We start from the raw sequence: 11,785 nt of genomic DNA, 5'->3' as shown, positions 1-11,785 counted from the left end.
TCTCCTCTCATTCCTCGTATATAGGAAGAAACCGGCTGTATGTACATACAGCCGGCGGGTAGTCATTATGGGTTCAGCGGGTTTTTGACAACCAATTTACCGGAAACGATGTCGTCCTTGATCGCTTTCACTTTATCGACGGTTGCTTGTCCGATAAACGGATTCAGAGGCGTCTGGCTGTCTCTTGTTACATAAGTAAGACCTACGCCGTCTTCCTTCAAGCCGTAATCGACCGCGCCGTAAGCAAAGTTGCCTTCCGAGAACGATTTAACCGTTTCGTATGCGACCGTGTCCGTGCCTTTCAGCTGGGCAAGAACAACGTGCTCAGGATCTACGCCCGTGTTGTCAATATCTTGGCCGGAAGTGAAGAAGCCTTTCTCTTTGGCCGCTTCAAATACGCCAAGGTCGCCTACTGCCGATGCGCCTGCAATGAAGTCGGCGCCTTTGGAGAATTGCAGCAGTGCCAGCTCTTTCGCTTTCGCCGGGTCTGTGAAGCCGCCGACGTAGTTCACGAGCATTTCCGCTTTAGGATTCGTGTACTTCAAGCCTTCCTTGAAGCCTTCGGTATATTTCTTCAGCAGCGGCGCGTCGATGGCAACGACCATGCCGACTTTGTTCGATTTCGTAGCTAGACCGGCAGCCGCGCCCAGCAGGTACGATGCTTCGTATTCACGGAACACGACGCTGCGCACGTTAGGCAGATCAACGACGGTATCGATAATCGCGAATGGCTTCTCCGGATTCTCCGCAGCAACCTTTTTCAGCGCGTCTTCCGCTTGGAACGTAGCCGTAATGATCAGATCGTAGTTCTCGGCAACGGTGGAGCGAAGGTTTTGCTCGAATGCGGCAGGATCTGTCGATTCGATCGTTTTCGTTTCCACGTTGAACTCTTTGCCGGCTTTCTTGAAGCCCTCGTCCATTTGGACGAAGAATGCGTTAACGCCGATTTTCTCGGGAAGGACAAGCGCTACCTTCTTCATCGGAGCCTTATCGCCCGCGCCTGCGTTATTCTCGGCAGCCGTGTTGTTATTCTCTTTCTTACCGCATGCGACAAACAGTGAAGACAATAAAATAAGTACTACAGCAAGCAGAATCCCTTTTTTCATTCCCGTTTCTCTCCTAGTCGTCTGTTTAGTCTGTGTCAAACGTTGTCATTAATCGACAATTTTCGCGCGACTTGTACGAATATTATACCGTCATGCGCAAGAATTGGCTATCCTTTATTGCAGTTTCCCGCTAAGAAATTGCGGGACTTTTCACCTACTTTACCCACAGTATTCCAATTCTGGATGTACCTATGCATAAAGCAAAAAAAGCGCGCGGATGGAGGTTCCATCCACACGCTATCGAATACGAAACATCAAAAAAAGTGGAAGAGCAGGATCGAGTAAATGAGCAGCGTCTTGCCCCAGCGTTTCTTCATAAAATCTTTGCCGCGGTGGATCCGCGATTTCACCGTATTCACCGGAATGTTGTTCGCGCGCCCGATATCCTCCAGGGACATCTCCAGGACGTAACGCTGATAGACGACATTCCTGTATTTGTCCGGGAGCTTATCGATGAGCTCCGCCATCTTCGATGAAAGCTCGCGCTCGATCACTTCCCCTTCCGGCGAGAGCGATGCGTGCGGAATGACATCATGCAGCGACAGCGCCTGATCGGACTGTGCGTGGACAGGCTGGTCAAGCGGCAGCGGCGGTGTTTTGCGGCGGCGCAGCAGATCAAGGCAGATGTTCTTCCCGATATGGAAAATCCACGTCGAGAACCTCTTATTCTCGTCGAAGCGGTTCAAGTTCAAATACACCTTCAGGAACGTTTCCTGCACGACATCCTCGACATCCGTTTTGCTTCGGAGAATCCGATGAGCCATCCGGTACAGTTTATCTTTATACAGCTCGACCAGCTTGTTGAAGGCCGTCTCGTCGCCTTGCCTCGATAACATCACTAATTGCGCTTCATTCACGGCAATTCTCCTTTGCCACCCGTCATCCGTCTTACCTATATTATAACAGGAAAAAGAAGAAACGCATCTGTAAAAGCATGCGTTTTTGTGACATTCTCTGACGATTCCAAAGGCCCAGGTCCGGCTAGACTACTATACTCCAGCTCACTATATATACCTTGTATCATTACATATCAATATTTTCACTACTTTTATTTTGTATGTTGCTACAGCATAATGAAACTGGTGCTTGAGCTTTGAAGGCGATCATGAAACTTTTTGGAGGTAAGATACAGATGACCAAACCGATACCGTTACAGCGGAGAAATATAAACGCCAGCCAGCTTGTCCTCGGCTGCATGCGGCTTGGGGGCGATTGGAACGCAAGCAGTCCGATCACGGCCGAGCACTACAAAGAAGGGCATGAGGCGTTGGATGCCGCGCTCGAGATCGGCATCAACATGTTCGACCACGCCGATATCTATACGGCGGGCAAGGCCGAGCGCGTCTTCGCGAAAGTGCTGAGCGAGCGTCAGGGGCTTCGCGAGCAGATCATTTTACAGTCTAAATGCGGCATTCGCATCGGTGATGGCGACCATCCGCACCGGTTTGATTTTACGGCCGATCATATCTTGAACAGCGTCGACGGCATACTCGAACGCCTTGGCACGGACTATCTGGACATTCTGCTGCTGCACCGCCCCGATCCGCTCGTGGAGCCGGAGGATGTCGCGAGCGCCATTCATAAGTTGAAGGCTTCCGGCAAAGTGCGCCACTTCGGCGTATCCAATATGAGTCATGGCCAGATCCGGTTGCTGCAGGCTTACAGCGACGAGCCGTTCATCGTGAACCAGCTGGAGATGAGTCTGCACAAAATCGGCTTCCTCGACACCGCCGTCAGCGTGAACCAAGAAGCTTGGCGCAGCAACGTGTTTCCGGAAGGCACGATGGAATATTGCCGCCTGGAGAATGTTCAGCTGCAGTCGTGGGGCCCGCTCGCGCAAGGCCGGTACTCCGGCGGTTCCTTGGAGGGGCAAAGCCAGAGCGTTGTGCAAACCGCGGCCATGGTCGCCGAGCTTGCGGAGAAGCATGGCACGACGAGAGAGGCGGTCGTGCTTGCATGGCTAATGACGCATCCTTCCGGCATCCAGCCGGTGATCGGCACGATCAACCCGCAGCGCATCCGCGCCTGCAAAGACGCGGCCACGCTGCGCCTTTCGCGCGAGGATTGGTACCGGCTATACGTGGCGTCGCGCGGAGTTAGCTTGCCATAAGGGCCCCGCGCTTCGACGGGGTTTAAGGGCTGAGCGTCGTTTATTTCGACGCTCAGTTTCTTTTTGGAGCGGTTTCGCTCGTGAGCGTCGGTTTTCCCCTCACGCACATCAAAAAAAGAGCCGCTCCACCTAGAAGCGGCTCTCTCGTTAACTCACATAATCGGCTAAGATAGTACCTGTATCAAATGGCGTAATGCCGCAGTCCGGCGCGAACACGGTATCCGCCTCGTCCGCCCGATCCACCAGTTGTCCTCTTGCGGCTGCATGCAGCATGAACAGCTCATACAAACTCGGTTTTACGAGAGCTAGCATTGCTTTAGCCATCAGAACCAGACCTTTCTGATTGCCCTCGACGTTGTTGTAGTAATCGGGATGCTGCTTCAAGGCCAAATCGGTCCAGATCAGCTTCCGCTCCGCAAGATCGATAATGACAGGAATGGCGATCGTCGTGTCGGCGGCGAGATCGATTTTGTCCACGACCGTCCTCGGCTCGAAGATCCTGCCGGAAGCGGGATGCTCCCTCATCATCCAACCGGCGAAGCATTCGGGCAGGCTGCAGTACGGCTGCTCGGAGTAGGAATTGAGCGAAGCGACCAAATAGCGGCAACCCCCTTCGAGGGCAGAAGGGATATCGAGATCAATGAATTCGCATGCCCCCTCCGGCGCGGAAGTAATATCGCCGCTATGCACCGCTTTCAACCGCAATGCGCGCAAATTCGTATACGAGATATGCTCGACGTACTTCCAATTCTCGTCATACAGGATCGCGGACAAATCGATATCGACCCGCCCCGTTGCAGCACCGTTCACCATGCCTTCCTTCCACCAAGTGAAGAACCGGATCGTATCGCCGGGCGGCAGCTCCAGCCGACTTCCTCTAACGATCGTGCGGAGCGCTTTGCTTGCCGACCGCTCTGCGAACGGGACAACGTACTGCTTCAGCCGCTCGTCCACAAACACCTTGCCAAGTTCGGACTGCTTCGCGAACCGCTGCGTCAACGCACGATCGCACACCTGCACAATCGCGTTGCAGCTTTCTGGCGAAAGAGCTGGGAGCAGGTTCGCAATTGCCGCGGCTTTGGCCACGTTGCCTTTCGGAAAAAATGTCCGGAGCTCGCGCTTCTCATGCCGACGGCCAAAATGCGCCCGGACCTGCAGAAGCACCGGCGTAGACACCTCCGCCGCGACTGCTTCGAACTCCCTCAAGACAGCCTGCGGCTCGCCGGCAATCCGAAGCAAGTGGTCGAGCCTTCTGACGAATTCGCCAGGCCGCTTACTCAGCAACTCTACCGCTGCATGAACGTCCTTGTGCAGCAACGCGCGCTCCAGCATCCCGCCGAAGGTGTCATAAGGGAGACCGTTCCGCAGAACGGAGAAAGCTTCCTTGCACCGGTCAAAGCCATGTTTATACTCACCGGGATGCAAAATCTCCCCCAGACGTATCCACCGCTTCTTATAGCGCAGCATATCTTCCGTTAGGCCGGCGCACGGCTCCAGCAGCCCCAGCAGCATGCGACGTTCCGACCGTTTAAACTTGCGGAAGGGCAAATTGGCCGAAGCCAGGCTTACATCGCCCCCGGACATTGCGACGGCAAGCCGCAGCACGTCCGTGGCGGTTTTGACATAATTTATCATCAGCCGCTTGTCGAACCGCTCATGCTGCAATAGAGCGGAAATAACGAAAGCGGCGTTTTCCTTGTTCGGGATTTCGCCCGGCAGCATCGCCGCAAGCTCCTCTTCATTCGAGGCGGCAATCGCACGCTCGACGCCTGCTCGGGCCTCCTGGGAAACAGCTATTTTCGCTGAAATGTACTTGCGGATCATCGCATCGAATTGCTCCGCGCTTCCGAGCCCGATTGCGTCCAGCTCCGTTTGACCGATAAACGGGAGTCGTTCGAGTTCTTCGTAAGCCGGCAGCATGCCCGTAAGGTAATGCAGGATCGCCTGAATATAAAGCTCCGCTTCGTCCGCCTGCATGACCTGATGCGGAAAATTCGGATACATCGGCCGATAGTCCGCATGGGCGCCGCGAATGGCTTTTAGCTCTTGAACCGTCTCCTCATAGAGAGCCGCAAAATCGTCGACAGACAGCGTTCGCACGGCTTCCATCAGTTCACCGGAGAAGGTGAAGCCTAAGTGTTCGATATTTTTCAACGCGGTGGCCAGATAACGCTCCGGCAGCGAATGCCGCCCCGGCTCCACAATCAGCTTTCTTTCAAGGCGAATATAAATCTCGTTACGAATCGCTTCACGCCGTTTCATCATCTGGACCCCTCCCAACAAACTACAAAATATGCAATCAGGAAATTCGCATCTCTAACATAAATCATCCAATTTGAGGGTAGAAGGAAGAAATGCAGGTAGCCTGATTGCATATGTGGAAGGCTCCCCTTTCGGCCTGCCTTCGAAAGCTATCATCGCATGGCTCGGGGCAATCGAACAGGGCGGAAGTATTACGACTTTTCCAATACTACAGATCGACGATGATTCCGAACCGCTCCAGCATGCCGGCTCTCTCCTGCGGAAGCGGCCAGTTCAAGTAATGGTATTTCTTCTTGAACTTGGCGACGTATTGTTCGGGCGTCACCGTTCTTTTGATGCGATGCTTCGAGACGAATTTCGGCCCGACCTTGTTGAACACCGGCGTTCTTCTCGCGATCATGTATGTGGCATATAGCTCGGTTAGACTATCTGCCGTAAGCTCGCAGCGGCTCTTGAACCATTTGCTTAGCGGAAGTTGTTCCGCGGGGAGCCGGTCGCGTTCTTTGCGGCTCAGTCCGTCATAGATCATGCGTTTCACAGGATCATCCAGCTGCCCGTCCAAAATATCATCAAACGCATACACGTCCACCATATACGCATACTCCCGAAATGCGTCTGCATGAGTGCTCAGATGCTGCGCGATTCGTGCGCCTAAATAGTGGTCCGGGCTCTCCTCCGCAGCCGAATCCGACGAGTCCGGGCTTTGCCAAGTCCGCACCGTCTTCCCGATGTACAGCGGCAAAATCGGCGAATCGAAGCTGTACCGCTCGTACGGGCTTCTCCCCTCCACTTGCCGGTCCCAGATCACATAGACGCCGCTCTTGCGCCAATCCTGCGCGGTCACCTTCCATATTTCTTTGGAATCCGTCGGAATCAAATCAGGCAATATGGTCATCATGATGCGCTCCCTATAAGTAAAGTAAATGCAGCGATTATTATAATATAAAAACGATCCGATCGGGAAAAGGTATGCTATCATGCAGCGACGAATAGGATGAGTATCATTTCGACATAAACAAAATAGGAGGAAAGCTTGCCATGCCAAAAATGAAAATTCCCCGGTAAGCCCGTGGTCCGCCTCCTCTCGGTATGCACCAAGTCTCATGTCATCATACAAACGAGAGGACGATAAACCATGTGGCCAAGAGCCGTAGATTGGAAGCAGATCAAATTCGGTGTAGAAATTGAGTTTATAGGCGGGCGGCCCGCTGAAGTGGAATTGCTGCCCGGCTGGGTGATGTCCTTGGATGAACTGCAGCTTGACGAAACCGGCGCGCCTTCGGGCAGCGAGTTGAAGCCCCCGCCGATGCTGTGGATAGAGCGGGACCAGATCCGGATCATGCTGGATCGGCTTCAGGCGCAGGGGGCGACGGCGAATTGGAGCTGCGGGCTGCATGTGCATGTCGGGCTTGAGCCATGGGGCGCGGACATCGTGCCGCCTCTGCTCGATGCAGCGCTGGCATATCAGGAGACGCTGCAAGCGCTGCTTGGAACGAGCGGGCACCGGCTTATCTTCTGTCCGCCGGTGACGAGAGAGATCCGCGGACGATACGCAACGGAGCCCTCGGCAGAGGCGGTGCATAACCATGGCCGGCCGCAATCGCATCGATGCGGCATTAATGCGGCTTCCTGGTTCGATATCGGAACGGCGGAAATCCGTTACGCCAATGGCAGCATCCGGCTGGATGAGGTGCTGAACACGATCGAGCTGTGCTTGCGGTTCGTTTCTGCAGTCGGGGCCGGGATGGAGCTTCCTCGCGAGAAAGAGGCGTTCGCCGATGCCCTGAACGCGCCTGTCCGAGGGTACCCTGCTCCGACTCCTGCACCACGCTGGTACCAGGAACGGATTCGGCTCGAGGAGCTGCTTGTCCCCGTAATCGAACCGGTTGTGCAGCAGCTCGTGTTGCATGGCGAGATACTCCACGTTTTGCCGGCTGCTGACGGGTTCGTCGTCGCTGTCGAAGACGAGGGCGGTACGACGACGGAGTACGTCGTTACACCGCCGTCCGAAGGCTGGAAGATCGTGCGGCGGCACAAGGAGTAATCGGGAGCTATGCTTGTGCCTGCGTGCTCATACGCGGGCAGCAGCTCAGCAGCCGAGTAAAATGAAGAAGCTAGCCGAGTTTTCGGCTAGCTTCTTTCGTGTTTACCCATTCAATAGGTTCTGAATGGATTGATAGCTCTCATCACTTAGTACTTCGTCAAAATGTCCAAAATTTAGTTCAAGGTATTCCCCGTTTTCAATCTCATATCTGAAAATATATCGTCCTGAACCGATGTCCTTGCTATTTCCCCATTCGTCTATCACTTCTTTGTAGGTCATATCCTTGGTGATTTGGCTCAGTTGTGATGACGTTACCTTTCTGATTTCGTTTGTTAATCCTGCTATTTCTACGGTTTGTTCCTTTTTGACAACTGGACTCTCCGGGTGGTTGTCTGTTTTCGCGCAACCGGCCAGCACAGTCATGCAAGTCAATAAACCGATCCAAACTAATGTTATGCGACTGAATTGCATCATCACAGCTCCCCCTTTTTAGTTTCTTTTTATACGACTTCCGCTCGCTAATAGTTGCGCGATTAATCGAACAAAAAGAAGCTAGCCACGTTATGCGGCTAGCTTCTTCTCATCTTATTTCTTATGCTTAAGACCCAACGATTGCATCAGCTTGTTGAAAATTTCCGTATTTTCGTAAATGCCCGAGAACAGCTCCGCGTTTTTACCCATAGCCGTAACCGGAATATCTACTGCGGTATGGCCGGACGTCGTCCAGTCAACGACGAAATTATGTTCGGAGCCTGCGATCGCGAAAGGTCCGTCTTCCTTCGAGATGCCGTCGCCGCTCTCGTCCTCGGACACTTCCTCGATCGAGAAGCCGCCCGTTTCATGGTCGGCGAGCACAAGCACGAGCGTGTCCGGATTTTTCTTCGCAAAATCTTTCGCAACCTGCACGGCGCGGTCCAGTTCCTGACCGGCTTTAATCGTCATTTTCGCATTGTTATTATGGGCGAATTCATCCGTGCCTTCCTCTTCCACCATGAGGAAGAAGCCCTTCTTGTTAGCGGCGAGCGTATCGATCGCCTTCTTTGTCATCTCTTGCAAAGAAACGACCGGGTTGTAGATGTCGCCTTTGCCCTCTTCGCGCTGCTGGAACATTTCTTCGTTAGCGAACAGGCCGAGCAGCTTGCCGCCCTTGGCGTTTTGCAGCTCCGTTTTGTTGGACACAAAGCTGTAGCCAAGCTCTTTTGCTTTGTTCACGAGATTGCCCTGCGTGCCTTTACTCTTCTCCGAAGGATCTTCAGCCGGTGCATCCTGGAACTTGCCCGGGTCGCCTGCCGGATACCAGTAATCTTCCCCGCCCCCGAGAATGACGTCGATCTTGCTCTGCGTCAAAAATTGCAGCGCGATATCGCTTTGCGCGGAACGGTTCTCCACATGAGCGCCGAATGCCGCACCAGTTGCATCCGTTACTTGGCTGGTCGACACGACGCCCGTTGCTTTTCCCGCTTCCTTCGCGTATTCCATGATGGTCTTGACCGGCTTCTTATCCGCATCCATGCCGATCGCGCCATTATACGTTTTCACGCCGCTTGCATACGCCGTAGCCGATGCGGCCGAATCCGTTACCGGCACCGTTGAGCTCGTATGAACCAGACCCGCGAAAGGCATCGCATCCATCGCCAGCTCGCCTTTCTCTCCGACAGTTGCCAGCCGGATTGCGTCGCGCGCAGCGGCACCCATGCCGTCTCCGACGAAAAGAATGACGTTCTTCGATTGCGAGGAAGCTGCCTCAGCCTCATCCGTAGATGGCGTCGTCAAAATGCTCGTCACTACAAGCGCAGCGGCAGCGGTACCTGCCAGCGCGGACTTTAATCCGATTTTCTTTTGCAACATCGTTTCTCTACCTCCTAGTTGTTTGGTTCTATTTAAAGGTACTAGGAGTAGGTTAGGAGGATGTTTTCGGGATGTGTAGATGTTGTTAAGTTAACGTTAATATCCTCTCATTTGGACGATCTCTTCATGTTCTTTTAATGTTCCTATGCTACGATGGCAAATGAATCCAAAAAGTGGAGGAGTGATAAGAGGATGAAAGCCAAATTTACAGCACTTGTCGCATTGTTAGTTCTTGCGGCTGTCGTTGTCAGCGCTTGCGGAGACAGCAACAACAACGATAACGGAAACAACGGCAACAATGGCAACAACGAGGGGAATGCAAGCACGAACGCGGCAGTGAACAATGTGGCGTCCGCCTACACGACCAACACGACCGACACGACCGACATATGATTCATATAATGTACTCAATTGGTAAAGGAGTGTAACAAGGATGAAAACCAAATTTGCAGCACTAGTCGCAACAGTCGTTTTGGCGGCGGCAATTACCAGCGCTTGCGGCAGCAACAATAACGGCAGCAGCGAGGAAAACGCGAACACTAACGCAGCAGTGAACAGCGAAGCGTCCACCAACACGACCAACACAACAGAAGCAACTGACACAACTAACTCAACCAACACGACCGAGAACACGCAAGCCTCAGAGGGCAGCACGGTGGAAATTAAACTAACCGCCAAAGATTTCGAGTACGATCAGCCGGAGATTCGGGTCAAGAAAGGCGACCATGTCAAAATCACGCTGACGAGCGATGACGGCGGCCACGGCTTCGCCATTCCGGATTACAACGTGGACATTCAAGGCGACGGCAGCGGCGAGTTCGATGCAGCCAATGCCGGTACATTCGAGTTTCACTGCTCCGTTATGTGCGGCAATGGACACCGGGATATGAAGGGTACGCTTATTGTGGATGAAGCTTAAATTTTGTTGCTAAAGTTGATTGGCCCAGCAGAAGAGGCTCTACTGCTGGGCTTTTTATTTTGAGACTGTCTGTTGCGGCCTTTTCGCCTATGTGCGGTACCTATTACCGCTCTTGACGCCAATTCGCCGCTTTTCCGCCTATGTGCGGTACCTATTACCGCTCTTGTTGCCTCCTATTGTACAGCCCGTCAACTTTGCATTATACTAATAAAATATATATTAATGAGACGGAACGGTCTGGAGGATTAGCGTGAAAGAGCATAAACCTCGCTATCAAATCATCATCGACTACTACACGGATCGGATTGCGAACGGGGAGCTGCGCGCGGGAGACAAGCTGCCGATCGGGCCGGAAATTGCGGAGCAATTCGGGGTAAGCGCGATCACGGTCACCCATGCGATGCGGGAGCTGGAAGCTGGCGGACTGATCAAGCGGATTAAGAAAAAAGGCACTTTCGTCACCGAACGCGCTAATGACCCGGCAGAAACACCGCTCACAGGAACCGCTGCTGCAAGCGAAGCGCCCGCAGCCTCAGCTTCAACTTTGCCTATGCCGGTCATCTCCCTCGTCATGCCGTTCAGCGAAACGATCGGTTATGAGATTTTTCGCGGGGTGGAAGAAGAATGTGCCGCACAGGGCCTTTATGTCACGTTCCATAATTCCAAATACGATGACGGCGTCGAGCGAAGCATCATTCAGAAGCTGGCTAAAGACCGGGTCAGCGGCATTATCGTCTACCCCGTCTCCAGCTACAAGAACATCGACGTGTTCGGCCGTCTCGCAATCGAGGGCATTCCGTTCACGCTGATCGACCGGAATATCGAAGGGCTGGACGCGCCGCTCGTCGTGTCGAATAACGTGGAAGCGGGCCGCAGTCTCGCTTCGCATCTAATTGGGCTCGGACACCGGCGCCTCGCCTTCGTCTGCCAGTCGTGGAAGGAAGCCGTGTCCGTCAGCGACCGCTACAAAGGATACTGCAACGCGCTGATCGAAGCAGGCATCCCTCCCAAGCCGGAATGGCTCGTAAACTGGGAAGTGCTGCAGGACGGCGCGGATGCTGATGCGAGCATTCAATACGACAGGCTGCTCGACCGTCTGCTGGCCATCTCGCCCGCCCCGACCGCCGCGGTCGCCGTCAATGATTTTACCGCCACCGGCCTGCTCAAGTCCGCGCTTCAGCGGGGAATTGCCGTACCGGAGCAGCTGTCGATAACGGGCTTCGATAACCACTCGTTTACGGAGCATCTGGAGGTGCCGCTCACGACGGTGGAGCAAAATTTCTACAGGATCGGCCGCGAAGCGGCCAAGCTCGTCCTAGCGCCGGCGCAGGATCGAAACGGCGCCAAGCTCATTCTCGGCACGACGCTGATCGTCAGACAATCGACAAGCAAGCCTAACACCCCATGATCGAATCCGGTCACGGGGATTTTTTTTATATATTTTATTTACAAAAAATAAAGCCGGATTTAATATTAAAATATATTTTAATATTTCA

The 11,785-nt window shown here is 53.6% G+C and carries 11 protein-coding genes; 5 read left to right on the top strand and 6 right to left on the bottom strand.

Features of this window, described 5'->3' with window-relative positions; genetic code table 11:
- Positions 1-65: 65 nt before the first annotated feature.
- Both DL346_RS17160 and DL346_RS17155 read right to left on the bottom strand, forming a co-directional pair.
- On the bottom strand, positions 66-1,106 hold the full coding sequence (locus DL346_RS17160; RefSeq protein ID WP_112883379.1) for a BMP family lipoprotein: 1,041 nt from the start codon (positions 1,104-1,106) through the stop codon (positions 66-68).
- A gap of 254 nt (positions 1,107-1,360) precedes the next feature.
- Positions 1,361-1,963, bottom strand: a complete 603-nt coding sequence (locus tag DL346_RS17155) for a sigma-70 family RNA polymerase sigma factor (RefSeq protein WP_112883378.1) — start codon at positions 1,961-1,963, stop codon at positions 1,361-1,363.
- A 275-nt stretch (positions 1,964-2,238) separates the two neighbouring features.
- Here DL346_RS17155 and DL346_RS17150 point away from each other — a divergent pair, with 275 nt between their 5' ends.
- On the top strand, positions 2,239-3,216 hold the full coding sequence (locus tag DL346_RS17150) for an aldo/keto reductase (protein WP_112883377.1): 978 nt from the start codon (positions 2,239-2,241) through the stop codon (positions 3,214-3,216).
- Between the two features lie 147 nt (positions 3,217-3,363).
- Here DL346_RS17150 and DL346_RS17145 read toward each other — a convergent pair whose 3' ends face one another.
- Positions 3,364-5,481 (bottom strand): TerD family protein, encoded by a 2,118-nt coding sequence (locus tag DL346_RS17145; protein ID WP_240633254.1) that lies wholly within the window; start codon positions 5,479-5,481, stop codon positions 3,364-3,366.
- Positions 5,482-5,686: 205 nt separating this feature from the next.
- Complete coding sequence (locus DL346_RS17140) at positions 5,687-6,376, bottom strand: hypothetical protein (protein ID WP_133257538.1); 690 nt, start codon at positions 6,374-6,376, stop codon at positions 5,687-5,689.
- 237 nt (positions 6,377-6,613) lie between these two features.
- Between DL346_RS17140 and DL346_RS17135 the strand changes: the two genes are divergently transcribed.
- Positions 6,614-7,522 (top strand): amidoligase family protein, encoded by a 909-nt coding sequence (locus tag DL346_RS17135; RefSeq protein ID WP_112883375.1) that lies wholly within the window; start codon positions 6,614-6,616, stop codon positions 7,520-7,522.
- A 102-nt stretch (positions 7,523-7,624) separates the two neighbouring features.
- Here the strand turns inward: DL346_RS17135 and DL346_RS17130 are convergent, their stop codons facing one another.
- Both DL346_RS17130 and DL346_RS17125 read right to left on the bottom strand, forming a co-directional pair.
- The gene (locus DL346_RS17130) at positions 7,625-7,996 is read right to left on the bottom strand and encodes a hypothetical protein (RefSeq protein WP_112883374.1); all 372 of its coding nucleotides are present in this window, start codon (positions 7,994-7,996) and stop codon (positions 7,625-7,627) included.
- A gap of 111 nt (positions 7,997-8,107) precedes the next feature.
- Positions 8,108-9,370: an alkaline phosphatase gene (locus DL346_RS17125; RefSeq protein ID WP_112883373.1), complete on the bottom strand. Its 1,263-nt coding sequence runs from the start codon at positions 9,368-9,370 to the stop codon at positions 8,108-8,110.
- A gap of 192 nt (positions 9,371-9,562) precedes the next feature.
- On the opposite strand from DL346_RS17125, the gene DL346_RS17120 reads away from it, so the two are divergent.
- The 3 genes from DL346_RS17120 to DL346_RS17110 all read left to right on the top strand — a co-directional run bounded on the left by DL346_RS17120 (position 9,563) and on the right by DL346_RS17110 (position 11,697).
- Positions 9,563-9,763: a hypothetical protein gene (locus DL346_RS17120; protein WP_112883372.1), complete on the top strand. Its 201-nt coding sequence runs from the start codon at positions 9,563-9,565 to the stop codon at positions 9,761-9,763.
- 40 nt (positions 9,764-9,803) lie between these two features.
- Positions 9,804-10,289 (top strand): cupredoxin domain-containing protein, encoded by a 486-nt coding sequence (locus DL346_RS17115; protein ID WP_112883371.1) that lies wholly within the window; start codon positions 9,804-9,806, stop codon positions 10,287-10,289.
- 250 nt (positions 10,290-10,539) lie between these two features.
- Complete coding sequence (locus tag DL346_RS17110) at positions 10,540-11,697, top strand: GntR family transcriptional regulator (RefSeq protein WP_112883370.1); 1,158 nt, start codon at positions 10,540-10,542, stop codon at positions 11,695-11,697.
- The last annotated feature ends 88 nt before the right edge of the window (positions 11,698-11,785 follow it).

The sequence above is a fragment of the Paenibacillus montanisoli genome (assembly GCF_003268025.1).
Classification (GTDB): domain Bacteria; phylum Bacillota; class Bacilli; order Paenibacillales; family Paenibacillaceae; genus Paenibacillus_Z; species Paenibacillus_Z montanisoli.
The sequence above is the reverse complement of the archived record's forward strand: the minus strand, read 5'-3'. Positions and strand labels throughout refer to the sequence as shown.

What these genes read in the sequence shown, in the direction of transcription:
- DL346_RS17160 (WP_112883379.1), bottom strand. Translation starts at nt 1,106, where the DNA reads ATGAAAAAAGGGATTCTGCTTGCTGTAGTACTTATTTTATTGTCTTCA.
- DL346_RS17145 (WP_240633254.1), bottom strand. Translation starts at nt 5,481, where the DNA reads ATGATGAAACGGCGTGAAGCGATTCGTAACGAGATTTATATTCGCCTT.
- DL346_RS17115 (WP_112883371.1), top strand. Translation starts at nt 9,804, where the DNA reads ATGAAAACCAAATTTGCAGCACTAGTCGCAACAGTCGTTTTGGCGGCG.
- DL346_RS17125 (WP_112883373.1), bottom strand. Translation starts at nt 9,370, where the DNA reads ATGTTGCAAAAGAAAATCGGATTAAAGTCCGCGCTGGCAGGTACCGCT.
- DL346_RS17130 (WP_112883374.1), bottom strand. Translation starts at nt 7,996, where the DNA reads ATGATGCAATTCAGTCGCATAACATTAGTTTGGATCGGTTTATTGACT.
- DL346_RS17135 (WP_112883375.1), top strand. Translation starts at nt 6,614, where the DNA reads ATGTGGCCAAGAGCCGTAGATTGGAAGCAGATCAAATTCGGTGTAGAA.
- DL346_RS17140 (WP_133257538.1), bottom strand. Translation starts at nt 6,376, where the DNA reads ATGATGACCATATTGCCTGATTTGATTCCGACGGATTCCAAAGAAATA.
- DL346_RS17120 (WP_112883372.1), top strand. Translation starts at nt 9,563, where the DNA reads ATGAAAGCCAAATTTACAGCACTTGTCGCATTGTTAGTTCTTGCGGCT.
- DL346_RS17150 (WP_112883377.1), top strand. Translation starts at nt 2,239, where the DNA reads ATGACCAAACCGATACCGTTACAGCGGAGAAATATAAACGCCAGCCAG.